A 22053-nucleotide genomic window follows, 5' to 3' on the forward strand; every position below is an offset into this window, starting at 1 on the left:
CCCGGGGGCGAGGAGGCGACCATGCAGAAGGAGACCCTGCGCTACCGGCTGCTGGAGGCCCAGCTCGACCTGGCGCGCCGTCAGGAGCGCGCAGTGATCCTGCTGCTCACCGGCCATGCCGCGACCCACAAGGGAGCGGTGGTCAACCGGCTTAACCACTGGCTGGAGAACCGCCATACCGAGGTTCATGCCCTGGGGCCGAGCAGCGAGGAGCAGTCGCGTCCCTACTGGTGGCGCTACTGGCGCCGGGTGCCCGAGTGCGGCCGTGTCGGCATCTTCATCCACGGCTGGTACGGCGATGCGCTCTTTGCCCGGGCCGAGCGCCGGCTCTCGCCCGGTGCCTTCCAGGACCGCCTGGCGGAGATCCGCGCCTTCGAGGCGGCGCTGGCTGCCGAGGGGGTGGTGCTGCTCAAGCTGTGGAGCGACATCGGCCGTCGCGAGCAGCGCCGCCACCTGGTCGAGCTGCAGCAGGACCCGGCCACCGCCTGGCAGGCGGGGGTCAGCGAGTGGCAGCGCCACGGCCAGCATGCGGCCATCGAGGCCCTGGGGAGGCGCCTGCGCGACGACACCGAGGCCCCGCATGCCCCCTGGCAGCGGCTGCCCTTTCGCGAGCCCGGGGAGCAGCTCTTCCGGGTCGGCCGGGCCCTGCTGAACACCCTGGAGAGCCCGCCCGCTCCTCCCGAGACAGCCCTTGGTGACCTGCCGGAGGAGGCCGCCGGGGTGCCCTCCCTGGGCCGGGGGGAGGCGCCGGCGCCGCTGAACAAGACGGGGTATCGTGAGCGCCTGGCCCGCGCCCAGGCGCGCCTGGCCCTCAACGCCCGGGAGCTCGCCCGGCGGCGCATTCCGGTGGTGATCGCCTTCGAAGGGCACGACGCGGCGGGGAAGGGGGGCAGCATCCATCGGGTCACCGCGGCCCTGGATGCCCGCCAGTACCGTGTGCATCGCATTGCCGCCCCCAGCGATGAGGAGCGCCTGCGCCCCTGGGCCTGGCGCTTCTGGCGCCGGCTGCCGGCGGACGGGCGCATCGCCCTCTTCGACCGCTCCTGGTACGGGCGCGTGCTGGTGGAGCGAGTGGAAGGGCTGGCCCGGGAGGCCCAGTGGCAGCGGGCCTTCGGCGAGATTACGCAGTTCGAACAGCAGCTGCTGGCTCATGGCGGGGTGCTGATCAAGCTCTTCCTCGCCATCGACAAGGACGAGCAGCTCCGGCGCTTCGAGGCCCGCGCCGCCACGCCCCACAAGCGCCACAAGCTCACCGACGAGGACTGGCGCAACCGCGAGCGCTGGGACGACTACCGGGGCGCCATCGACGAGATGTTCGCCCGCACCCACCTGCCCGGCGCCGAATGGACCCTGGTCGCCTGTGACGACAAGCGCCGGGCCCGGCTGGCGGTGCTGGAGGCGGTCAACGAGCGCCTCGAGGCGCGGCTCTCCTCGGCGGGCTGAGGCCAGCCTCCCGGGCCAATAGCCGCTATGCTGTGCCTGTTGTCACGGTTTTCCCCGAACGCTTCGATCACACAGGAGGTGATCCCATGTCTCGCTTCTCCCCCGCCGCGGCTCGGCTGGCCCTGCCGCTGACCCTTGCCCTGACCCTCGCCGCGGCGCCCCCCGCTCTGGCCGATCCGGAGCGACTGGAGGCCGACCTCTTGGCCCTCTTCGCCGGCGAAGGCACCCTCGAGATCGGCGACCTCTCCTCGGCGCTGCTGCGCAGCCGGCTCACCGCCGAGGAGCTGCGCTTCGAGAGCCACGGGGGGGAACGGCTGAGCGTCGAGCGCTACCTGGTCAGCGGCGACTATGATGCGCCCGACGAGGTGACCCTGGAGGGCATCCGCCTGGAGGCCTTCCTCGATGAGCCCGCCGTGCTGGACATCCAGCGCCTGGTCGTGCGTGAGCCCGGGAGTGCCGTCCCGCCCGGCGACGATGAGGCGCTGCTCGAGCAGTGGCTGAGCCGGCTGACCCTCTCCGGGCTGCGCCTGAGCCTGGACGAGGCGCCGGCCGCCACCCTGGAGAGCCTGCGCCTGGACCGTGACCTGGAGGGCGGCAGCGGCGGACTCTGGCTCGAGGCCCTCGAGCTCGATCTGGCGCTGATGATCGACCAGGCCCCGGCCGACGAGCGGACCCAGCTGCGCATGATCAGCAACGTGCTCACCGACGGCAGCGGCCGGCTGCGCCTGGACGCCGCCTTCAACGCCGACTGGGAAGAGCGCGACGGCCTGGGGCGCCTCGGCAGCGAGGGGCGGATCGCGGTGCAGGATGCCCTGGGCCTGGCCCATGAGGCCCAGCTGCCGCTGCGTCTGCCGGAGGGGCTGACCCTGGCGGAGCTGCTGGCCGATGAGACCCTGCTGCAGGCGGCCACCTTGCTGGGCGGCGAGCTGCGCCTCACCCTGAGCGACGACGGGCTCTTCCCGCGGCTGGTGGCCCTGGGAGCCGCCATGCAGGGGGTCGGCGAGTCCCAGTACCTGGAGCAGGCCCGCATCCAGGCCCAGGGCTTCGGGATGATGTTCGGCCCTCAGGTGCAGGCGGTGCTGACCGGGCTGGTGGCGCTGATGGAGGGCAGCGCCGAGGAGCTCGAGGTCTCGGTCACGCTGCCTGGCGAGAGTCGGCTGGAGAGCCTGGCCGACGACCCCCTGGCGCTGCCGGATCGTCTCGATATGCGGGTGGAGACGCGCTGAGGCGACGCTCCGGGCAGGTCCCCCGGAGCGGCATGAAAAACGTGCAGTTAAGGATGATCGCCTTTCATGTGAAAGCGGTCATGGGGTGGGGTATCATGCAGCATTCAGTTTTCCCCCTTGAAGCGAGGTCCCCCGCCCATGTTCAGCCGCGACATGACGATTGCCGGTTTCGATGATGCCCTGTTCGACGCGATGCAGAAGGAAGTCGCGCGCCAGGAGGCCCACATCGAGCTGATCGCCTCCGAGAACTACGCCAGCCCCCGGGTGATGGAAGCCCAGGGCAGCCAGCTCACCAACAAGTACGCGGAAGGCTATCCCGGCAAGCGCTACTACGGCGGCTGTGAATATGTGGACATCGTCGAGCAGCTGGCCATCGACTACGCCAAGGAGCTGTTCGGCGCCACCTACGCCAACGTCCAGCCCCACTCCGGCTCCCAGGCCAACGGCGCCGTCTTCCAGGCCCTGGTCAAGCCCGGCGACACCATCCTGGGCATGAGCCTCGATGCCGGCGGCCACCTGACCCATGGCGCCAGGCCCAACTTCTCCGGCAAGCACTACAACGCCGTGCAGTACGGGATCGACGAGAGCGGCCGCATCGACTATTCCGAGGTTGCGAAGCTGGCCCGTGAGCACCAGCCGAAGATGATCATCGCCGGCTTCTCCGCCTACTCCCAGATCATCGACTGGGCCAAGTTCCGCGAGATCGCCGACGAGGTGGGCGCCTATCTGCTGGTGGACATGGCCCACGTGGCTGGCCTGGTCGCCGCCGGTGTCTATCCGACCCCGCTGCCCCACGCCCACGTGGTCACCACCACCACCCACAAGACCCTGCGCGGCCCCCGCGGCGGCCTGATCCTCTCCGCCGAGAATGACGAGGCGATCGAGAAGAAGCTGCAGTCCGCGGTCTTCCCCGGCGGCCAGGGCGGTCCCCTGGAGCACGTCATCGCCGCCAAGGCGATCTGCTTCAAGGAGGCCATGGACCCCGAGTTCAAGACCTACCAGCAGCAGGTGGTGAAGAACGCCCAGGCCATGGCCGGCGTCTTCATCGAGCGCGGCTTCGATATCGTCTCCGGCGGCACCGAGGACCACCTCTTCCTGCTCTCGCTGATCAAGCAGGGCCTGACCGGCAAGGACGCGGACGCCGCCCTGGGCCGCGCTCACATCACCGTCAACAAGAACGCCGTGCCGGGCGACCCTCAGAGCCCCTTCGTCACCTCCGGCCTGCGCATCGGCACCCCGGCGGTGACCACCCGCGGCTTCGGCGAGGGCGAGTGCCGCGATCTGGCCGGCTGGATCTGTGACATCCTCGACGTCATGGCCAAGGGCGAGGACACCGCCGCCATCGAGGCCGAGGTGAAGGGCAAGGTCGAGGCCGTCTGCGCCAACTTCCCCGTCTATCGCTGAGCGCCTCCTGCCTCGAGCGCCCGGCGACCTCTTGTCGCCGGGCACTTCGCGCCCCGCGCCGTGGAAACGGCGCGGGGCGCGCTGCTTATGCATATTGCCATCACCTCATGTGCACCCGTGCGATGATCCAGTATGCTGCAAGGAAGAGCCACACAAGCAGGGCACCTCAGCGGGCAAAGGAGCGCAACACCATGTCGACACTCACTTTCCAGGGCGCGGTGAAGGAAGTCACCGGCTCTCGCTACCTGATCGAGGTGGACGGCGACGGCAGCCCGAAGAAGCTGCTGCTGGAGTGCGGGCTCCACCAGGGCGGCAGCGATGCCGATGAAGCCAACGCCAAGCCCTTCGGCAGGCTGGCCCAGGAGCTGGATGCGGTGGTGCTCTCCCATGGCCACCTGGACCATGCCGGCCTGCTCCCCAAGCTGGTGCGCGAGGGCTTCAGCGGCCCGATCCACTGCACCCGGGGCACCCGCGACCTGCTGGAGATCATGCTTCAGGACGCCGCCTTCATCATGGCCAAGGACGTGGAGTGGGAGAACAAGTGGCGCAAGCGCAATGACAAGCCGCTGGTCGAGCCGCTCTACGAGCTGGAGGACGTGGCGCGCACCCTGGCGCTCTGCGAGTCCCACCCCTACGGCCAGCCGGTGGAGCTGCCCGGCGGTGTTCGCCTGGTGTTCCGGGACGCCGGCCATATCCTCGGCTCCGCCATCGTCGAGCTGACGATCCCCTCCGGCGGCCAGCAGAAGCGGCTGGTCTTCTCCGGCGATCTGGGCAACCCCGGCTCGGTGCTGATGAAGGACCCCGAGAAGCTCTACGAGGCCGATCTGGTACTGATGGAGAGCACCTACGGCGACCGCGACCACCGCCCCCTGGACGAGACCCTGGAGGAGTTCGCCCGGGTGCTGGAGGAGGCCCACGAGGCGGGGGGCAACGTGCTGATTCCCGCCTTTGCGGTGGGGCGCACCCAGGAGATCCTCTACCACCTGAGCGTGCTCTACCACGAGGGGCGGTTGCGCCAGCAGATGGTCTTCCTCGACAGCCCCATGGCGATCAAGGTCACCGAGCTCTACCACCGGGCGCGCAAGGCGCTGGATGCGGAGGACCTCAAGGTGCTCAATATCGCCGCCAGCGGCGATACCAGCCAGTACCTGCCAATCCTGCGCATGACCCGCACCGTGGAGGAGTCCATGGCCATCAACCGCATCCACGGCGGGGCCATCATCATCGCCGGGGCCGGCATGTGCACCGGCGGGCGCATCATCCACCACTTCCGCTACAACCTGGAGAAGCCCAATACCCGCCTGGTGATCGTCGGCTTCCAGGCCGCCGGCACCCTGGGCCGGCAGATCGTCGACGGCGCCGAGCGGGTGCGGGTGCTGGGCCACGACCTGGCGGTCAAGGCGAAGGTGCACACCATCGGCGGCTTCTCGGCCCACGCCGGCCAGACCGACATGATCGGCTGGGCCGGGGCCTTCCGCAACGCTCCCCGCTTCTATCTGGTACACGGCGAGCCCGAGACCCAGGAGGCCTTCCAGGCCGCCCTGGCCGAGAGCGGCATCGAGGCCGAGATTCCCTCCTACGGCGACCGCATCGAGCTGTAGGCCCGCCCCGGCGGGCGCGCGACAACCTGCCCTCTTGTCGCCGCCCGGGTTCGGGCGCAGGGTGAGGGAGAGACGGAAATTTCCCGGAAGGAGGCTGGTATGGTCCTGCTGCAGCGGTTGACGCGTAACCTGGTGGTGGCCATTCCGGTGACCATGGTGCTGGGGCTTGCCTTCGGCGCCGTGGCGCCGGTGGCCTGGCTGGGGATCCTGGTGATCCCGCTGACCCTGCTGATGATCTATCCGATGATGGTCAACCTGAAGCTGCGCCAGCTGCTGGAGGGGGGCGACAATCGGGCCCTGGGGCTGGCCCAGCTGATCAACTTCGCGATCATTCCCTTCGTGGCCTTCGGCCTGGGGCTCTGGTGGTTCGGCGACCAGCCCTACCTGGCGCTGGGGCTGCTGCTGGCGGCCCTGCTGCCCACCAGCGGGATGACCATCTCCTGGACAGGGTTTGCGAAAGGGAACCTGCCGGCGGCGGTCAAGATGACGGTGGTCGGGCTGATCTTGGGCTCCCTGGCCACGCCCTTCTACGTGCAGTGGCTGATGGGGGCCAGCATCCCGGTGGATCTGGTCGGGGTCTTTCGCCAGATCATCCTGGTGGTGGGCCTGCCGATGCTGGCCGGCCAGCTGACTCGCCACTTCCTCATCAGGCGCCACGGCCTGCCGGGCTTCCAGAGGGAATGGGCGCCGCGCTTCCCGCCCTTTTCCACCCTGGGGGTGCTGGGCATCGTCTTCGTGGCCATGGCGCTCAAGGCCGACGACCTGCTGGCCAGCCCCGGGCTGCTGATTCATATCGCCGTGCCGCTGCTGATCCTCTACCTGATCAACTACCTGCTCAGCACCCTGGTGGCCAGGGCCTGGCTCTCCCGGGGCGACGGCATCGCCCTGGTCTACGGCACGGTGATGCGCAACCTCTCCATCGCCCTGGCGCTGGCCATGAACGCCTTCGGCGAGGCCGGGGCGGAGGCGTCGCTGCTGATCGCCCTGGCCTATGTGGTCCAGGTGCAGTCGGCGGCCTGGTACGTGCGCCTCACCGACCGGCTCTTCGGTCCGCCGCCCCAGTCCTAGCACGGCAGGGGTCAACGGCAGGGGGCTGACCCCGGTGGCACGGTGCCAACACCTATTCGCCGGCGCCGGCCGCCTCGAGCAGGGCGGCCGCCTCCTCATGCTCCCCCTCCCGGGCCAGGTGCAGCGGGGTGGTGCCGTCATCGGCGCTGTGGTTGGCATCGGCGCCGTGGTCCAGCAGCAGCGCCACCAGCGCCGGGTGGCCGTTGCGAGCGGCCCAGGTCAGGCTCGACCAGCCGGCCTCGCTCTCCACCGCATCGATTCGGGCGCCGTGCTCCAGCAGCGCTCGGCTGGTCGCCTCCCTGCCGTTGACCACGGCGACCATGAGGGCCGTATAGCCCGCCTCGTCGCGATGCTCGGGGTCCGCGCCGCGCGCCAGCAGCGTCTCGAGCATCGCCAGGTGGCCGCCCGCGGCGGCCTTCATCAGCGCCGTCCAGCCGCAGCCGTCGCTCTCGTCCACGGCGGTGCCGCGGTCCAGCATGGCCATGACCGTCTCGAACTCGCCGCGCTCGGCGGCCAGGGTCAGCGGGGTGCGCCCGAGGGCGTCGAGGGGCGGTGTGGATGGCGCCATCAGCCGCGGCGTCATCAGGATGGCGGCCACCACCAGCAGCGGCAGCAGCAGGCCGGTCAGCAGGGGGTAGCGGCGATAGGGGAGGGTGAGCCAGTGCCAGAGCGTCGACATCAGAAGTGACCCTGAAATGGTGTGGGAAGTCGGGCCATGATGAGGGCTCAAGGGCCCGGGGAGAGTGTGGCATCTTGTCCCGGGCTGTCGCCTTGAAGGCCTTTCTTGATGCAGGTCAAGGTGCGACCTGGTGTCTCATGCAAAAGCTGACGCTATGGACTAGGCTTCCTCGAATATGATAAAGGTTATTAGTATATAGGGTTCGGTTATCAGGGCTCGGTTATCGAGTTCGGTTATCAAGATAGAGACGCCGGCCGGCGGATCGACCCCGGAACTTTTTCTCCCCGGGCGTCCGACTGCACATCGTCGGGCGCCCGGGCAACCACACGCTTATCCGACAACCCGCAAAAGGTGAACCCATGAGCTTCAAGACAACCCTGACCCTGGCCGCTGCGGCCACCGCCATCGGCCTCTCCGGTGCTGCCCTCGCCGACAGCCATGGCCACGACGACTATGCCGACAAGGCACTGTTCATCGTGACCAGCGACTCCCTGCAGACCCAGGGAATGGCCATGATCCTGGCCAACGCCATGCGTGAGCAGGGCACCACCCCGCATATCCTGCTCTGCGACGCCGCCGGCGAGCTGGGCGTGGAGGGCTACGAGAGCGAGACCGAGCTGGGCCCGCGGGGCGTCAAGCCTGAAGGCCTCATGCAGATGATGATGGGCGAGGGCGCCAGCGTGGACGTCTGCGCCATCTACCTGCCCAATACCGAGTACGGTGAGGATGACCTGCGCGAGGGCGTGGGCGTAGCCGCGCCGGGCCCCATCGCCGAGATGATGCGCGACCCCAATATCCCGACCTTCAGCTTCTGAATCCACCGACCTTCGAGGTGACACCATGAAGAGCAATGTGGGCGGCATCGACAAGATTGCCCGTATCGTGGTCGGCGCCCTGCTGATCCTGCTGGCGCTGACCGGCGCCATCGGCGCCTGGGGCTGGATCGGCGTGCTGCCGCTGGCCACCGGCCTGTTCAACTTCTGCCCGGCCTACAGCCTGTTCGGCATCAACACCTGCAAGCTGAAGAAGTAGCCTCAGGGCACCTCTCTTACATGACGTTTCCTTCGCCCCTGGCTATCGACCGGGGGCTTTTTCGTTAGGGGGCTTGCGGCGGCTATCGGGTCCATGGCGAGGGCCAATTGGTCGAAATGCATTTTTAGCTATAAGGTTATAACCAATGGTTGGAAAGGGCCTTTACGGCACCTGCAACCTGACTCAACGACAGGCATTTCAGGAGGCCAGGATGAAGACCTTTGAGCTCTCTCGCAGCAACGGCGTCGGCAGCCCCGATGTGGCCGGTTTCTTCGACCCGCGCACCTTCTCCATTCAGTATGTGGTCAGCGACCCCGCCACCGGCAAGTGCGCCATCATCGACCCGGTCCACGACTTCGACGAGAAGTCCGGTGCCACCGCCACTCACCACGCCGAAGAGCTGCTCGCCTACGTGGAGGAGAAGGGCCTCGAGGTGGAGTGGGTGCTGGACACCCATCCCCATGCCGACCACTTCTCGGCGGCCCAGTACCTCAAGGAGAAGACCGGCGCGCCCACCGCCATCGGCGAGAAGGTCGTGGAGGTCCAGAAGCTGTGGAAGAAGATCTACCACTGGCCGGATCTGCAGGCCGATGGCTCCCAGTGGGATCGCCTCTTCGCCGATGGCGACACCTTCCGCATCGGCGAGCTGGAGGCGCGGGTGATGTTCTCACCGGGGCATACCCTGGCCTCCATCACCTACGTGATCGGCGATGCCGCCTTTATCCATGACACCATCTTCCAGCCCGACTTCGGCACCGCCCGGGCGGACTTCCCCGGCGGGGACGCCCACCAGCTGTGGCGCTCCATCCAGGCGATCCTGGCGCTGCCCGACGAGACACGCCTCTTCACCGGTCACGACTACATGCCCGGCGGGCGCGAGCCGGAGTGGGAGAGCAGCGTGGCGGAGCAGCGCAGCCGCAACCCGCACCTGGCCGGTATCGTGGAGGGAGACTTCGTGGCCCTGCGCGACGAGCGCGACAGCGAGCTGCCGATGCCCAAGCTGATCCTGCACTCCCTGCAGGTCAATACCCGGGGCGGCCGCCTGCCGGAGCCCGAGGCCAACGGCAAGCGCTACCTCAAGATTCCGCTGGATGCCCTGGAGGGCGCCGCCTGGGAGTAGTCGCCCGCAGGGCCCCGCTGCCTCTGGCAGCGGGGCCTGCGCTACGGCCGCGGTCGAACGACATGACATATAGCAATATAGTCTATCCTTAGAACCATTATTGGGCTATGCTGGTCCCAATACGCAGCGTCAGTGACTCACCATGACGGAGGTTTCAGCCATGTCCCGGCCCATCGTGACCCATTTCTTCGACGAGCCCACCAACACCTTCAGCTATGTGGTGCAGGACCCCGATAGCCGTGCCTGTGCCATTCTCGACTCGGTGCTCGATTTCGACTATGCCGCCGGCCGCACCGACACCCGTTCGGCCGACGAGATCATCGCCTTCGTGCGCGACAATGGCCTGGAAGTGGCCTGGATCCTCGAGACCCATGTCCACGCCGACCACCTTTCGGCGGCCCCCTACCTGCACGAGACGCTCGGCGGCAAGACCGGGATCGGCGCCAATATCACCGTGGTCCAGGATGTCTTCGGCAAGGCCTTCAATGCCGGCACCGAGTTCGCCCGGGACGGCAGCCAGTTCGACCGCCTCTTCGAGGAGGGCGACACCTTTGCCATCGGCAACCTGGAAGGGCGGGTGCTGCACACCCCCGGCCACACCCCGGCCTGCCTGACCTATGTGATCGGCGACGCCGCCTTCGTCGGCGACACCCTCTTCATGCCTGACTACGGCACCGCCCGCTGTGACTTCCCCGGCGGCGATGCCCGCACCCTCTTCCGCTCCATCCAGAAGGTGCTGGCCCTGCCGGGAGAGACCCGCATCTTCCTGTGCCACGACTACAAGGCGCCGGACCGCGACGAGTACCAGCACGAGACCACGGTGGCGGAGCAGCGCGCCCATAACGTGCACGTGCACGAGGGCATCAGCGAGGAGGAGTTCGTGAGGATGCGCACCGAGCGCGATGCGACCCTCGACATGCCGAAGCTGATCCTGCCCTCGGTGCAGGTCAATATGCGCGCCGGCGAGATGCCGCCCGCCGAGGACAACGGCCAGGTCTATCTCAAGGTCCCCATCAACAAGTTCTGATTTCACGCGATTTACAGGAGGCAGGCGCCATGCATATCCATCAGCTGGAACCCGACTTTGCCATTGCCGACGCCGTCTTGCCGGCGGATCTGGACGAGGTGGCCCGCCGCGGCTTTCGCGCGGTGATCTGCAACCGTCGCCCCGGCGAGGCCGAGGATCACCCGGACGATCGCGCCCTGAGTGCCCGCGCCGCCGAGCTGGGCCTCGAGTGGCGCTGCATCCCGGTTACTCCGGGCGAGTACGGCGAGGCGGATATCGAGGCCTTCGGCCAGGCTCTGGACAGCCTGCCCTCCCCGGTACTGGCCTTCTGCCGCAGCGGCAAGCGCGCCGTGCATCTCTGGGCCCACGCGCGCAGCCAGGGCGAGAGCTGCGATATCCCGGCGCTGCTGGCCGCGGCCCGCGCCGCGGGACACGACCTTGAAGAGCGCCGCCCGCTGCTGGAAGCGGCCGCCGGGCAGCGCTGAGCCATGAACCCGAAGCGCTATCTGCCCATCCTGCAGTGGCTGCCCGGCTATGGGCGGGCCACCCTGGGCAGCGACCTGCTGGCGGCGGTGATCGTCACCATCATGCTGATCCCGCAGTCGCTGGCCTACGCCATGCTGGCCGGCCTGCCTCCCGAGGTGGGCCTCTATGCCAGCATCGCGCCGCTGGTGGTCTATGCCGTCTTCGGCACCAGCCGCACCCTGGCAGTGGGGCCGGTGGCGGTGGTGTCGCTGATGACGGCGGCCGCGGTCGGCCAGATCGCTCCCCAGGGGAGCCCCGAGTACCTGGGGGCGGCCCTGGTGCTGGCGCTGATGTCGGGGCTGATCCTGACGCTGATGGGTATCGCCAGGCTCGGCTTTCTGGCCAACTTCCTCAGCCATCCGGTGATCTCCGGCTTTATTACCGCTTCGGGCCTGATCATCGCGGCCAGTCAGCTCAAGCATGTGATCGGCGTCGAGGCGAGCGGCCATAACCTGCTGGACCTGTTGCTCAGCCTGGGGGCCAACCTGGGCAGCGTGAACCTGCCGACCCTGCTGATCGGCGTCGGCGTGCTGGCCTTTCTGTATGCCGCGAGGCGCTGGCTCAAGCCGTCGCTGCTGCGCCTGGGCGTGCCGGGGCGGCCGGCGGACATGCTCACCAAGGCGGCGCCCATCCTAGCCGTGGCGGTGACCACCCTGGCCGCCTGGGGGCTCGGGCTCGACGAGCGCGGCGTGGCCGTGGTCGGCAGCGTGCCCGCGGGCCTGCCGCCCCTGACCCTGCCCGGCTTCGACAGCGGGCTCTGGAGCCAGCTCTTCGTGGCGGCGCTGCTGATCAGCATCGTGGGCTTCGTGGAGTCGGTGTCGGTGGGGCAGACCCTGGCCGCCAAGCGGCGCCAGCGCATCGACCCCGACCAGGAGCTGGTGGGGCTCGGCACCTCCAATATCGCGGCCTCCTTCACCGGCGGCATGCCGGTGACCGGCGGTTTCTCGCGCTCGGTGGTGAACTTCGATGCGGGCGCCGAGACCCCGGCCGCCGGTGCCTTCACCGCCGTCGGTATCATGGCGGCGGCGCTGCTGCTCACCCCCCTGATCGCCTACCTGCCCATCGCCACCCTGGCGGCGACCATCATCGTGGCGGTGCTCTCCCTGGTGGACCTGGCGGCGATCCGGCGCACCTGGTCCTATTCCCGCAGCGACTTCGCCGCCATGCTGGCGACCATCGTGGTGACCCTGGGGCACGGCGTCGAGAGCGGTATCATGGTCGGTGTCGGCCTCTCCCTGGCGCTGCACCTCTACCGCACCAGCCGGCCGCATAGCGCCGTGGTGGGGCGGGTACCGGGCACCGAGCACTTTCGCAACGTCCAGCGCCACGCGGTGGAGACCGATGAGCGGCTGGTGATCCTGAGGGTCGACGAGAGCCTCTACTTCGCCAACGCCCGCTACCTGGAGGACACCGTGATGGCGCTGGCGACGCGTCAGCCCGGCCTCGAGCACATCGTGCTGGCCTGCCAGGCGGTCAACGTCATCGACGCCTCGGCGCTGGAGAGCCTGGAGGCGATCAACGCCCGGCTCAGGGACTCCGGCGTCTGCCTGCACCTGGCCGAGGTCAAGGGCCCGGTGATGGACCGACTGGAGCACACCGAGTTCTGTCACGAGATGACCGGCAAGGTCTACCTGAGCACCTATGACGCCTGGCGAGAGCTGCGCGGCGAGAGCGAGGCCCCGCTGTCCCGGCCCTGTGGCGCCCTGCGGGCCACCTGAAGGTCCCTGATCAACAACCCTGAACGCAAAGGAGCAAGAAAAACGTGGACTGGAGCGCATCCCTGTCTGGGCTGGCCGGCGGTATCCTGATCGGCCTGTCCGCCACCTGGCTGATGGCCACCCTGGGCCGCATCGCCGGCATCAGCGGCATCGTCGGCAGCCTTGTCACCGCTCGACCCAAGGGCGACAGCGCCTGGCGGCTCGCCTTCCTGCTGGGACTGATCAGCGGCCCCATCCTGCTGATGCTGCTCGGCGGGGGGCTGGGCAACGTTGCCGGTGCTCCCGGCGAGGTGATCGGCGCCCCCGCCGGCGGTGTGGCGGTCATGCTCGTTGCCGGCCTGCTGGTGGGCGTGGGCACCGGCATCGGCAGCGGCTGCACCAGCGGTCACGGCGTCTGCGGTCTCTCGAGGCTGTCGCCGCGCTCCCTGGTGGCGACCCTGACCTTTCTGGTGGCGGCGATCATTACCGTCTATGTGGTTCGGCATCTGATCGGAGGTGGCGCATGAAGGCCTCGACCTTGAAACCAGTGATGGGCTATATCGCCGGCCTGCTGTTCGGCCTGGGGGTCGGCGTCTCCGGCATGACCGATCCGGCCCGGGTGCTGGGCTTCCTGGACCTCTTCGGCGCCTGGGACCCGACCCTGATGTTCGTGCTTGGCGGGGCCGTGGTCACCAACTTCATCGGCTACCGCCTCGCCTTCAAGCGCACGGCCCCGGTCTATGGCGAGGCCTTCCAGCTCCCTACCCGCCAGGATCTCGATGGCCGCCTGATCGGCGGTGCCGCCCTGTTCGGCATCGGCTGGGGGCTCTCCGGCTACTGCCCGGGTCCGGCCCTGGCCTCCATCGGCGGGCTGACCGCACCGCTGGCCGCCATGCTGGTGGCGATGGTTGCCGGCTGGTTCCTGGCCAGGGCAATACCCGCCAGAGGGTAAGCCTTCCCTGAGCGCGGGCCATCACGGTCCGCCCCCCAAGCGTCCCCGCCGTGGAAACGGTGGGGACGCTTGCGTTTGTGCCGGATACCATGACCTGAGGCAAGAGGCTCGCCGGGGGGCTTGTACTCTGGTCGTAGGTTAACACCTGCTTAATTCACGGGTGCCACGATGCGCCCCAAGACGAGGATTCCATCTCATGCACGTACTGCTGATCGAGGATGACGCCCTGGTAGCCTCCGGGATCCAGGCCGGCCTGACCGTACACGACTTCGTGGTCGACCACGTGATGACCGTGGCCGAGGCGCGTAGCGCCCTCGAGGCGGTGGCCAGCGACGTGGTGATTCTCGACCGTGGCCTGCCCGATGGCGATGGCCTCGACCTGCTCGAGGAGTGGCGTGCCGCCGGCGTGACCACACCGGTGCTGGTACTGACCGCCCGGGACAGCGTGCAGGACCGCGTGTCGGGCCTGCAGGGTGGAGCGGACGACTACCTGATCAAGCCCTTCGATCTCGATGAGCTGGTGGCGCGGCTGCAGGCGCTGCTGCGCCGGGCCGCGGGCCGCTCGCGATCGCTGATCGAGCATGGCGCCCTCTGCCTCGACCCGGTGGCCCGGGAGGTCACCCTGGACGGACGGCCGGTCGCGCTGTCGCGTCGCGAGCTGGTGCTGCTGGAGACCTTCCTGCAGTCGCCCCGCAGCGTGCTCTCCGCCGACCAGCTCAAGGACAGCCTCTACGGGATGAACGACGAGGTGGAGAGCAACGCCCTCAACGTCCACATCCACCACCTGCGCCGCAAGCTCGGCAGCCAGGTGATCGAGACGGTGCGGGGGCTGGGCTATCGGCTGGGCAAACCCTCGGCGGCAGCGCCGCCGGGGGAGGGGGGCAGCTCATGAGTCTGCGCACCCGACTGCTGCTGACCCTGGGGCTGACGCTCGCCCTGCTGTGGGGGCTGGCGGCGGCCTGGCTGATGCGCGACCTCGAGGAGCAGTTCGTGGCCACCCTGGACCAGCGCCTGGCCCAGTCGGCGCGGATGGTGGCCGGGCTGATGGCCCAGCTCCCCGAGGAGGTGTGGCTCGAGGCGGATCGCCGGGCGCTGTCGATTCCGCCCATCGAGGGGCTGGCCTGCCAGGTGCACTCGCCCCGGGGCGAGATCATGGCCCGCACCCATACCGACCTGGAGACCATCCTGGCCCCGGGGGAGCGTGGCCACGCCTTTCGCGAGGAGGGCGGGGTGACCTGGCGGGTCTTCACCTATGAGCGGGGTGGGCTGACCATCACCACCGCCGACCGCATGGATGAGCGCGACCAGCTGCTGGCCGACGTCTTCAAGGTGGCGGTGGTGCCCTTCGCCGTGGCGCTGCTGGGCAGCATGGCGGCGCTCTGGCTGGGCGTGGTGCGCGGCCTGGCGCCGCTCTCCCGGCTGCGTCAGTCCCTGGCGCGGCGCCATCCGGATGCCCTGGCCCCGGTGGCGACCTACGGGGTGCCGATGGAGATCAAGCCGCTGATCGAGACGCTCAACGGCCTGCTGGCGCGGATCCAGCAGGCCATCGTTCGGGAGCAGCGCTTCACCAACGATGCCGCCCATGAGCTCAAGACCCCGCTCACCGCCATCAAGACCCACCTGCAGGTGGCCGGCCGGGTGGAGGGGGAGGCGGCCCGCCGGTCCCTGGCCCATGCCGAGGAGGGGGTGGGGCGCCTGTCACGAATCCTCGACCAGCTGCTGATGCTGGCCCGGGTCGAGGGGCGGGTGGCCTTCGAGGATGGCGAGCGCACCCGGGTGGCCGATGTGGTGGAGCTGGCGCTGCGCGATACCGGCGCCGACCCGCAGCGCTTCGAGCTGCCCGAGGGCTGGCCGGAGGCGGAGCTGGCGCTGCCCCGTGAGCTGGCGGTGACCGCCCTGCGCAACCTGGTGGACAACGCCCTGCGTCACGGTGGCGCTTCGCTGGTCACCCTGCAGGGGGAGCTGGACAGCGCCGCCGGCGAGTTCACCTTCCGAGTGCGCGACCGCGGTCCCGGCGTCGACGAGAAGGCGCTCGAACAGATGTCCCGCCGCTTCTGGCGGGCCAGCAAGCAGCAGGGCAGCGGGCTGGGGCTGGCCATCGTGGTGGCCATCGCCGAGCGCTTCGCTGGCCGACTGGCGTATGTCCGTCCCGAGGGAGACGGACTGGAAGCCCGCCTGACCTTTCCGGTCACGACGGGTCGATAACCCCCCGCAAGGGGCCGATGACAAGATGAGGGGAACCGCTATGTCCTACCAGAGGAGCATGGGGACCAGCAAGAGAATCACGGGCGGGCTCGGCCTGCTGCTGGGCATCGGCCTGGCCGCCGGTCAGGCCGTGGCGCTGGAAGGCGACGCCGAGCGCGGCCAGGCGGCGGCGGGGGTCTGCATGGCCTGCCACCAGGCCGACGGCAGCGGCATGAACGTGCCCGGCGGCGAGTCCTGGCCGCGCCTGGCGGGCATGAACGCCGACTATATCGCCAAGCAGCTGCACGACTTCAAGGAGGGGCGTCGCCAGAACGCCAGCATGCTGCCCTTCGCCAACATGCTCGACGATCAGCAGATCGCCGACGTGGCGGTCTACTACAGCCAGATGCCGGTGACCGAGGCCCAGGGCGGCGACGTCGAGGATGAGCTGCTGGCCCGCGGCGAGCAGCTGGCCCTGCGCGGCGACTGGGACAACTACATCGTCTCCTGCAAGAGCTGTCACGGCCCCCGCAATGAAGGCGCCGGCAGTGACTTCCCGGGTATCGCCAGCCAGCACGCCGGCTATATCGAGAGCCAGCTGCGGGCCTGGCAGGCCGACGAGCGCAGCAATGATCCCCAGAACCTGATGGGGGCCGTGGCCAAGCGCATGAGCGACGAGGACATTCGCGCCGTATCCGCCTGGCTGGCCAGCCAGTCCGTGGCGTCCGAATAAGGGGGAGCAGAACATGAACCATTTCAGGACAAACCTGGGCAGGACCACCCTGGCCGTGGCCGGCGCCACCGCGCTGGCCGGCATCGGCCTGGCCGCCGCCGAGTCCCTTCCGTCCGCGGTACAGACCCTGGTGGAGTTGGGCTATCCGGCCCCCCAGGAGGGCGAGCTGGTCCATATTCCGCCCACCATGGCGGATCTCGAGGCCTCCGACCTGCATCCGGAGACCAAGGCGGTCATCCGTCGCGGCTATGACCTCTTTACCGACACCCAGCAGCTGCGCGGCGAGAACGTCTTCAACGACATGAACTGCTCCAGCTGCCACCTCGGCGAGGGCCGTCAGCCCTTCAGCGCCCCGGTGTGGGCCGCCGCGGTGACCCTGCCCAACTACCGCGGCAAGAATGATCACGTCAACAATCTGGAGGAGCGCATCGCCGGCTGCTTCGCCTACTCCATGAACGGCGTGCCGCCGGAGTATGGCAGCGACGACATGCTGGCGCTCACCGCCTACCATCAGTGGCTGGCCAAGGGCGCGCCCATGTACCCCGACCAGCCGATCTACGGCCGCGGCTTCCCGGCGCCGGATCGTCCCGACGAGCTGAGCTACGAGAATGGCGAGGCGCTCTACGTGGAGAACTGCGCCATCTGCCACAGCGAGGACGGCTCAGGCCTCTACCAGGACGGCGAGTATGTCTTCCCGGCGCCCTGGGGGGACGGCTCCAACAACTGGGGTGCCGGCATCGCGCGGGTTCACACGGCAGCCGGGTTCATCAAAAACAACATGCCGCTGGGTCAGCCGCTGTCGCTCTCCGATCAGGAGGCCTGGGACATCGCCTACTACATGAGCAACCAGGAGCGTCCCCAGGATCCACGCTATACCGGCGACGTGGCCGAGACCCTGGAGCGCTTCGGCCCCAGCTTCCACCGTCACTCGCTCTATGGTCAGGAGGGACCCAACGGCGAGATCCTCGCCGATCACGCCAACTGGGGCGAGAAGGGCGACGACATCAAGCCGTGGAACATCGGCGTGCCGCGCTTCGAGGAGCTGAAGGCCCAGATGGAGGAGTAACAGGGCCCCGCTTATTGCGCGCCCAGGCTAAAACGCCCCGCCCGGTCAGTTAAGCCGGGCGGGGCGTTTTTTCGTTGCCTGTCGGGTGGCGGTCAGGGCGCCTCGCCGCCCATGATCTCGACCATGCGCTCCGCGTTCGGCACGCCCTGGGCGCGGTCGACCCGCTCACCGTCCCGATAGAGGGTGGTGGGCGTGGCCATCAGGCCCAGCTCGTCGAAGAGCTGGTTGTTGGCGTAGACCTGCTCCTCGATCTCCCGGGGCTGTGCCGCCGCGGCGATCTCCTCTCCGCTGCTGCTGTGGGCGTGCAGGGCCGCCGCCGGGTCGTCGGCGCCCAGCAGGGTGGCCGCCTTGGCGGGGCTGTTGGAGGCGAGGATGCCGATCATGATATGGCGCAGCTGCACCTCGCCGGCTTCCACCCAGGGGCGGGCCTCCTCCCAGAACTGGCGGCAGTAGGGGCAGTTGGCGTCGGTGAAGGTGTAGACCACCCGCGGCGCCTCGGCGTCGCCGTCGAGGATCCAGTGACTCTGCTCCAGCCGCTCCCACACCTCGGCGAACTGGGCGGCGCGCACGTGCTCGTCCAGGGCCGCATCGGAGAGGTCGTTGCCCTCGGCGTCCACCAGGGTGCCGACGATGGCATGCTCGCCGTCCGGCGTCAGGTAGATGGCCACCTCGCCGGTGGCGTAGCTGGCGGCGTAGCCGGTGAGCCCGCCCGGGGCCTCGAACTCGGCGTGGATCTGCAGCCCCTGGTCGCTGAGGGCCTGGACCGGTGCCGGCCAGCGGTCGTCGGCCTGAGCCGGGGCAATGAGGGCCAGCGCCAGGGCGCCGGCGGGAAGCAGGAGGTGCGGTGTCATCGGGGCGTATCTCTCGCAGTCGGTCGTAAGGTGTCGGCAGGGCTGCCGCTCAGCGCAGGCGCTCAAGCCCGCGGTTGAGGGTGGCGCGGGAGAGCTCGCCGAAGTGGGTATCCACCAGGCGGCCCTCGGCGTCGTAGTAGAGGGTGGTCGGCATCGCCATGGCGCCGGTAGCATCGCCCAGGGCGTTGCGGGCGTCGAGCAGCACGTTCTCCAGGGTCAGGGACTCATGGTCGAGGAAACGGTTCACCAGGGAGACATCCTCGCCCTGGTTGACGAAGACGAAGGTGATGTCCGTCTCCTCCTGCTGGGCCTGCTCGAAGACCGGCATCTCGCGGCGGCAGGGGGGGCACCAGGTGGCCCAGAGGTTGACCACCATGGGCTTGGCCTCGCGTTCGGCCAGGCTCGGCAGGTCGATGGGCTCGCCCTCCAGGGTGGCAAGCGCCGTATTCGGCATGGGGCGGCTCTGGCTCTCCAGCAGCAGCAGGGGGCCGGCGGTGAGTCCCCAGGTGAAGGCGCCGGCCAGCAGGGCGCCAGCCAGGGCGGCGCGCTGCTGCGGCGCCTTCCAGAGTCGCCACAGGGCGTAGCCGACGCCCGCGATCAGGCCGCCGAGGGGGTCGAAGCCGCCATCGCGAATGTCCAGCATGGCGAGTGCGCCGTCATAGCTGCCCCAGTAGCGCGCCACGAAGAGCAGGCGGGCACCGATCAGCGCCACGAACAGCAGGCTGAAGAGGGTGTCGGCGGTGGGGGTGCGGTGGCGCCGGCCGATCAGGGCGCCGGCCAGCAGGGCGATGGAGAAGGCCAGCACCAGCAGCAGCTGGCCGATGGAGAGGCCGAGCGGGCCGATGGCGATGCTCTGATTGAGTCCGTGCATGAAAGCGCTCCGTGTCAGGGTGGCCGGTGGCGGTAGAGCCCGTGCGAGAGTGGCAGCCAGGGATTAGCGGGGTATTATCGCGCACAGGGAGGCGCCGTCCTGGGGCGTTATGTCGCAAGCGCGTCGCTCCGCCCGGTCTTGGGCTACCCTGCTAGCGTTCCATTCTCTGCTCAGGAGTTCTCGTCATGCCCCGTCCCCTCTCGCACCCCTTCACGGCCGGCCTCGTCGGCCTCGCCTTGACCCTGGCCGGCCAGGTGGCCCTGGCGGGGGCGCCAGCGCGCACCGACCTCCTGCAGATCGAGGAGGCCCTGGTGCGTGCCGTGCCGCCGGTCTCCACCACCACGGCGGCCTTCATGGTGCTGCACAACCCGGGCGAGCGCGACCTGGCCGTGGTCGATGCCAGCTCGCCGGCGGCCGAGGTCACCGAGCTGCACAACCATGTGGACGTCGATGGCGTCATGCAGATGCGACAAGTGCCGGAGATCGCCGTGCCCGCCGGCGGCAGCACCGAGCTGGCCCCGGGGGGCCTGCATCTGATGCTGATCGACCTGGTGGCGCCCCTCGAGGAGGGCGAGGAGGTGGAGATCACCCTGGTGCTGGAGAGCGACGAGACCCTCACCTTCAGCGCTCCCGTCAAGCGCATCGAGGTGATGGGCGTTAGCGACCACGGCCATGGCGGGCATCACCACCACTGAGCGTCACGCTGGGCGCCGGAGGCCGCAGTGGTTACAATGCGTCAACGATCCTCGTTAGCCGGCCCGGAACCCAGCCATGCACTGCCCCTTCTGCGGAACCCATGACACCAAGGTGACCGACTCGCGGCTGGTCGCCGAAGGCGACCAGGTGAGGCGCCGCCGCCAGTGCGTGGCCTGCGGCGAGCGATTCACCACCTACGAGACCGCCGAACTGGTGATGCCTCGCGTCATCAAGGGCGATGGCTCCCGCGAGTCCTTCGACGAGCAGAAGCTGCGCGCCGGCATGCTGCGCGCCCTGGAGAAGCGGCCCGTCAGTGCCGAGGCCATCGAGGCTTCGGTACAGCGGATTCGTCAGACCCTGCGCGCCCGGGGCGAGCGGGAGATTCACGCTCGGGTCATCGGCGAGGAGGTCATGCAGGCCCTGAAGCGCCTCGACCAGGTCGCCTACATCCGCTTCGCCTCGGTCTATCGCCGCTTCCAGGATCTCGACGAGTTCCGCGCCGAGATCGATCGCCTGGCTCAGGAGCCCGACCAGCGCCCCGACGAACCGCGGGGCTAGGCGTCGCTCCTGGTTCGGCTTCTTCCATTTCTCCCCAAGGCAAGGACTCCCATGGCCGTAACGCCCCCCGAAGCCTGGATGGCCCGGGCCCTGGAGCTGGCCCGTCGTGGCCTCTATACCACCGATCCCAACCCCCGCGTCGGCTGCGTGCTGGTCAAGAACGAGCGGCTGGTCGGCGAGGGCTTCCATGAGCGTGCCGGCGAGCCCCACGCCGAAGTCCATGCCCTGCGCGCCGCCGGTCCGGCTGCCCGGGGCGCCACCGCCTACGTGACCCTGGAGCCCTGCTCCCACCACGGCCGCACCGGCCCCTGTGCCCTGGCGCTGATCGAGGCCGGGGTGGCGAAGGTGGTGATCGCCATGGCCGACCCCAATCCGGCGGTGGCCGGCCGCGGCATTGCCCTGCTGCGCCAGGCCGGCATCGAGGTGGAGGTGGGCGTGCTCGAGGAGCAGGCCCGGTCGGTCAACCCCGGCTTTATCATGCGTATGGACCACGGGCGCCCCTTGGTGCGCCTCAAGATGGCCATGAGCCTCGACGGGCGCACCGCCATGCGCTCCGGTGAGTCCCAGTGGATCACCGGTCCCGAGGCCCGCCGGGAGGTGCAGCGGCTGCGCGCTCGCTCCAGCGTGGTGCTGACCGGGGTGGACTCGGTGATCTTCGATAACTCCCGGCTCACCGTGCGCCCGGAGCAGGCCGAGCTCGAGGGCGTCGAGCTGATTCCCGGTCGCCAGCCGCTGCGGGTGGTGGTGGATACCCGGCTGCGCCTGCCCGAGGCCGCCGCCTGCCTTACCGAGCCCGGCCGTACCCTGGTGGCTACCGTCGAGGGACATGAGCCCGAGCGGCGCGCCCGCCTGGAGGCCGCCGGCGCCGAGGTAGTGGCCTTTTCCGCCGATGCCGGTGGCCGCGTCGACCTGCACGCCCTGCTGCGCTACCTGGCCGACGTGGAGCAGGCCAACGAGGTGCTGCTGGAGACCGGTGCGACCCTCGCCGGGGCCATGCTCGACGCCGGCCTGGTGGACGAGATGCAGCTCTTCGTGGCGCCGACCCTGCTCGGTGGCGAGGCCCGGCCGCTGTTTCAGCTCGCCGGCATCGAGACCATGGCCCAGCAGCGCGGCCTCGAGATTCTCGACATTCGCGCCCTGGGCCGCGACTGGCGCATCACCGCCCGGCCCGAGCGCCGCACGCTGCCCGCGCGATAAGGGAGGGGCTCTTTACTGGCGCCCGACGCCGCGCCACGGCTCTTTACTGGCGCCCGACGCCGCGCCACGGCTCTTTACTGGCGCCCGACGCCGCGCCAAGGCTCTTTACTGGCGCCCGACGCCGCGCCAAGGTACTCTGACGCC

General features: G+C 69.1%; 23 protein-coding genes. 20 read left to right on the plus strand and 3 right to left on the minus strand.

Annotated elements, in window-relative coordinates; all coding sequences use genetic code 11:
- Window positions 1–21: 21 nt before the first annotated feature.
- From ACRYRV_RS12180 to ACRYRV_RS12200, 5 genes are all read left to right on the plus strand, one after another.
- A complete protein-coding gene (locus ACRYRV_RS12180) occupies window positions 22–1443 on the plus strand; it encodes a polyphosphate kinase (RefSeq protein ID WP_444984983.1) in 1422 nt (473 codons plus the stop codon).
- Between the two features lie 86 nt (window positions 1444–1529).
- Entirely contained in the window at window positions 1530–2669 is a 1140-nt protein-coding gene (locus tag ACRYRV_RS12185) for a hypothetical protein (RefSeq protein ID WP_444984982.1), read from the plus strand.
- A gap of 138 nt (window positions 2670–2807) precedes the next feature.
- On the plus strand, window positions 2808–4073 hold the full coding sequence (gene glyA / locus ACRYRV_RS12190) for a serine hydroxymethyltransferase (RefSeq protein ID WP_444984981.1): 1266 nt from the start codon (window positions 2808–2810) through the stop codon (window positions 4071–4073).
- A gap of 191 nt (window positions 4074–4264) precedes the next feature.
- Window positions 4265–5674 (plus strand): MBL fold metallo-hydrolase, encoded by a 1410-nt coding sequence (locus ACRYRV_RS12195; RefSeq protein WP_309635417.1) that lies wholly within the window; start codon window positions 4265–4267, stop codon window positions 5672–5674.
- A 99-nt stretch (window positions 5675–5773) separates the two neighbouring features.
- Window positions 5774–6742 carry an arsenic resistance protein gene (locus ACRYRV_RS12200; protein WP_309635418.1) on the plus strand — a complete coding sequence of 323 codons (969 nt, stop codon included), beginning with the start codon at window positions 5774–5776 and terminating at the stop codon, window positions 6740–6742.
- Window positions 6743–6794: 52 nt separating this feature from the next.
- Here ACRYRV_RS12200 and ACRYRV_RS12205 read toward each other — a convergent pair whose 3' ends face one another.
- Complete coding sequence (locus tag ACRYRV_RS12205) at window positions 6795–7421, minus strand: ankyrin repeat domain-containing protein (RefSeq protein ID WP_444984980.1); 627 nt, start codon at window positions 7419–7421, stop codon at window positions 6795–6797.
- 359 nt (window positions 7422–7780) lie between these two features.
- On the opposite strand from ACRYRV_RS12205, the gene ACRYRV_RS12210 reads away from it, so the two are divergent.
- The 12 genes from ACRYRV_RS12210 (at window position 7781) to ACRYRV_RS12265 (ending at window position 17736) form a co-directional block, all read left to right on the plus strand.
- Complete coding sequence (locus ACRYRV_RS12210) at window positions 7781–8236, plus strand: hypothetical protein (RefSeq protein ID WP_444984979.1); 456 nt, start codon at window positions 7781–7783, stop codon at window positions 8234–8236.
- A 25-nt stretch (window positions 8237–8261) separates the two neighbouring features.
- The gene (locus ACRYRV_RS12215) at window positions 8262–8453 is read left to right on the plus strand and encodes a YgaP family membrane protein (protein WP_253444532.1); all 192 of its coding nucleotides are present in this window, start codon (window positions 8262–8264) and stop codon (window positions 8451–8453) included.
- 211 nt (window positions 8454–8664) lie between these two features.
- Window positions 8665–9573 carry an MBL fold metallo-hydrolase gene (locus ACRYRV_RS12220; protein WP_444984978.1) on the plus strand — a complete coding sequence of 303 codons (909 nt, stop codon included), beginning with the start codon at window positions 8665–8667 and terminating at the stop codon, window positions 9571–9573.
- Window positions 9574–9733: 160 nt separating this feature from the next.
- Window positions 9734–10600 carry an MBL fold metallo-hydrolase gene (locus tag ACRYRV_RS12225; protein WP_309635420.1) on the plus strand — a complete coding sequence of 289 codons (867 nt, stop codon included), beginning with the start codon at window positions 9734–9736 and terminating at the stop codon, window positions 10598–10600.
- A gap of 29 nt (window positions 10601–10629) precedes the next feature.
- The gene (locus tag ACRYRV_RS12230; RefSeq protein WP_444984977.1) at window positions 10630–11064 is read left to right on the plus strand and encodes a TIGR01244 family sulfur transferase; all 435 of its coding nucleotides are present in this window, start codon (window positions 10630–10632) and stop codon (window positions 11062–11064) included.
- A 3-nt stretch (window positions 11065–11067) separates the two neighbouring features.
- The gene (locus tag ACRYRV_RS12235; RefSeq protein WP_444984976.1) at window positions 11068–12822 is read left to right on the plus strand and encodes a SulP family inorganic anion transporter; all 1755 of its coding nucleotides are present in this window, start codon (window positions 11068–11070) and stop codon (window positions 12820–12822) included.
- Window positions 12823–12866: 44 nt separating this feature from the next.
- The gene (locus ACRYRV_RS12240) at window positions 12867–13328 is read left to right on the plus strand and encodes a YeeE/YedE family protein (RefSeq protein ID WP_444984975.1); all 462 of its coding nucleotides are present in this window, start codon (window positions 12867–12869) and stop codon (window positions 13326–13328) included.
- On the plus strand, window positions 13325–13753 hold the full coding sequence (locus ACRYRV_RS12245) for a DUF6691 family protein (protein ID WP_253444516.1): 429 nt from the start codon (window positions 13325–13327) through the stop codon (window positions 13751–13753). Before ACRYRV_RS12240 ends, ACRYRV_RS12245 begins: the two co-directional genes overlap by 4 nt.
- A 196-nt stretch (window positions 13754–13949) precedes the next feature.
- Window positions 13950–14645: a response regulator gene (locus ACRYRV_RS12250; RefSeq protein ID WP_444984974.1), complete on the plus strand. Its 696-nt coding sequence runs from the start codon at window positions 13950–13952 to the stop codon at window positions 14643–14645.
- A complete protein-coding gene (locus ACRYRV_RS12255; RefSeq protein ID WP_444984973.1) occupies window positions 14642–15958 on the plus strand; it encodes an ATP-binding protein in 1317 nt (438 codons plus the stop codon). Before ACRYRV_RS12250 ends, ACRYRV_RS12255 begins: the two co-directional genes overlap by 4 nt.
- 40 nt (window positions 15959–15998) lie before the next feature.
- Window positions 15999–16670: a c-type cytochrome gene (locus tag ACRYRV_RS12260; RefSeq protein WP_444984972.1), complete on the plus strand. Its 672-nt coding sequence runs from the start codon at window positions 15999–16001 to the stop codon at window positions 16668–16670.
- Between the two features lie 13 nt (window positions 16671–16683).
- Complete coding sequence (locus ACRYRV_RS12265) at window positions 16684–17736, plus strand: c-type cytochrome (RefSeq protein WP_444984971.1); 1053 nt, start codon at window positions 16684–16686, stop codon at window positions 17734–17736.
- A 92-nt stretch (window positions 17737–17828) separates the two neighbouring features.
- Here the strand turns inward: ACRYRV_RS12265 and dsbG are convergent, their stop codons facing one another.
- Both dsbG and ACRYRV_RS12275 read right to left on the minus strand, forming a co-directional pair.
- Window positions 17829–18587, minus strand: coding sequence for a thiol:disulfide interchange protein DsbG (gene dsbG / locus ACRYRV_RS12270; protein WP_253444501.1), 759 nt, complete (start codon window positions 18585–18587; stop codon window positions 17829–17831).
- Window positions 18588–18636: 49 nt separating this feature from the next.
- Window positions 18637–19458, minus strand: coding sequence for a prolipoprotein diacylglyceryl transferase family protein (locus ACRYRV_RS12275; protein WP_444984970.1), 822 nt, complete (start codon window positions 19456–19458; stop codon window positions 18637–18639).
- 185 nt (window positions 19459–19643) lie between these two features.
- Here ACRYRV_RS12275 and ACRYRV_RS12280 point away from each other — a divergent pair, with 185 nt between their 5' ends.
- From ACRYRV_RS12280 to ribD, 3 genes are all read left to right on the plus strand, one after another.
- The gene (locus tag ACRYRV_RS12280; protein ID WP_444984969.1) at window positions 19644–20153 is read left to right on the plus strand and encodes a copper chaperone PCu(A)C; all 510 of its coding nucleotides are present in this window, start codon (window positions 19644–19646) and stop codon (window positions 20151–20153) included.
- 76 nt (window positions 20154–20229) lie between these two features.
- Entirely contained in the window at window positions 20230–20712 is a 483-nt protein-coding gene (gene nrdR / locus ACRYRV_RS12285; RefSeq protein ID WP_299316143.1) for a transcriptional regulator NrdR, read from the plus strand.
- A 51-nt stretch (window positions 20713–20763) separates the two neighbouring features.
- Window positions 20764–21909 carry a bifunctional diaminohydroxyphosphoribosylaminopyrimidine deaminase/5-amino-6-(5-phosphoribosylamino)uracil reductase RibD gene (gene ribD, locus ACRYRV_RS12290; protein ID WP_444984968.1) on the plus strand — a complete coding sequence of 382 codons (1146 nt, stop codon included), beginning with the start codon at window positions 20764–20766 and terminating at the stop codon, window positions 21907–21909.
- Window positions 21910–22053: the final 144 nt, after the last annotated feature.

The organism is Halomonas mongoliensis (assembly GCF_052496345.1).

Excerpts from the sequence above, each read along its gene's own strand:
- ACRYRV_RS12180 (WP_444984983.1), top strand. The coding sequence starts at position 22 with ATGCAGAAGGAGACCCTGCGCTACCGGCTGCTGGAGGCCCAGCTCGAC.
- ACRYRV_RS12185 (WP_444984982.1), top strand. The coding sequence starts at position 1,530 with ATGTCTCGCTTCTCCCCCGCCGCGGCTCGGCTGGCCCTGCCGCTGACC.
- glyA (WP_444984981.1), top strand. The coding sequence starts at position 2,808 with ATGTTCAGCCGCGACATGACGATTGCCGGTTTCGATGATGCCCTGTTC.
- ACRYRV_RS12195 (WP_309635417.1), top strand. The coding sequence starts at position 4,265 with ATGTCGACACTCACTTTCCAGGGCGCGGTGAAGGAAGTCACCGGCTCT.
- ACRYRV_RS12200 (WP_309635418.1), top strand. The coding sequence starts at position 5,774 with ATGGTCCTGCTGCAGCGGTTGACGCGTAACCTGGTGGTGGCCATTCCG.
- ACRYRV_RS12205 (WP_444984980.1), bottom strand. The coding sequence starts at position 7,421 with ATGTCGACGCTCTGGCACTGGCTCACCCTCCCCTATCGCCGCTACCCC.
- ACRYRV_RS12210 (WP_444984979.1), top strand. The coding sequence starts at position 7,781 with ATGAGCTTCAAGACAACCCTGACCCTGGCCGCTGCGGCCACCGCCATC.
- ACRYRV_RS12215 (WP_253444532.1), top strand. The coding sequence starts at position 8,262 with ATGAAGAGCAATGTGGGCGGCATCGACAAGATTGCCCGTATCGTGGTC.
- ACRYRV_RS12220 (WP_444984978.1), top strand. The coding sequence starts at position 8,665 with ATGAAGACCTTTGAGCTCTCTCGCAGCAACGGCGTCGGCAGCCCCGAT.
- ACRYRV_RS12225 (WP_309635420.1), top strand. The coding sequence starts at position 9,734 with ATGTCCCGGCCCATCGTGACCCATTTCTTCGACGAGCCCACCAACACC.
- ACRYRV_RS12230 (WP_444984977.1), top strand. The coding sequence starts at position 10,630 with ATGCATATCCATCAGCTGGAACCCGACTTTGCCATTGCCGACGCCGTC.
- ACRYRV_RS12235 (WP_444984976.1), top strand. The coding sequence starts at position 11,068 with ATGAACCCGAAGCGCTATCTGCCCATCCTGCAGTGGCTGCCCGGCTAT.
- ACRYRV_RS12245 (WP_253444516.1), top strand. The coding sequence starts at position 13,325 with ATGAAGGCCTCGACCTTGAAACCAGTGATGGGCTATATCGCCGGCCTG.
- ACRYRV_RS12250 (WP_444984974.1), top strand. The coding sequence starts at position 13,950 with ATGCACGTACTGCTGATCGAGGATGACGCCCTGGTAGCCTCCGGGATC.
- ACRYRV_RS12255 (WP_444984973.1), top strand. The coding sequence starts at position 14,642 with ATGAGTCTGCGCACCCGACTGCTGCTGACCCTGGGGCTGACGCTCGCC.
- ACRYRV_RS12260 (WP_444984972.1), top strand. The coding sequence starts at position 15,999 with ATGTCCTACCAGAGGAGCATGGGGACCAGCAAGAGAATCACGGGCGGG.
- ACRYRV_RS12265 (WP_444984971.1), top strand. The coding sequence starts at position 16,684 with ATGAACCATTTCAGGACAAACCTGGGCAGGACCACCCTGGCCGTGGCC.
- dsbG (WP_253444501.1), bottom strand. The coding sequence starts at position 18,587 with ATGACACCGCACCTCCTGCTTCCCGCCGGCGCCCTGGCGCTGGCCCTC.
- ACRYRV_RS12275 (WP_444984970.1), bottom strand. The coding sequence starts at position 19,458 with ATGCACGGACTCAATCAGAGCATCGCCATCGGCCCGCTCGGCCTCTCC.
- ACRYRV_RS12280 (WP_444984969.1), top strand. The coding sequence starts at position 19,644 with ATGCCCCGTCCCCTCTCGCACCCCTTCACGGCCGGCCTCGTCGGCCTC.
- nrdR (WP_299316143.1), top strand. The coding sequence starts at position 20,230 with ATGCACTGCCCCTTCTGCGGAACCCATGACACCAAGGTGACCGACTCG.
- ribD (WP_444984968.1), top strand. The coding sequence starts at position 20,764 with ATGGCCGTAACGCCCCCCGAAGCCTGGATGGCCCGGGCCCTGGAGCTG.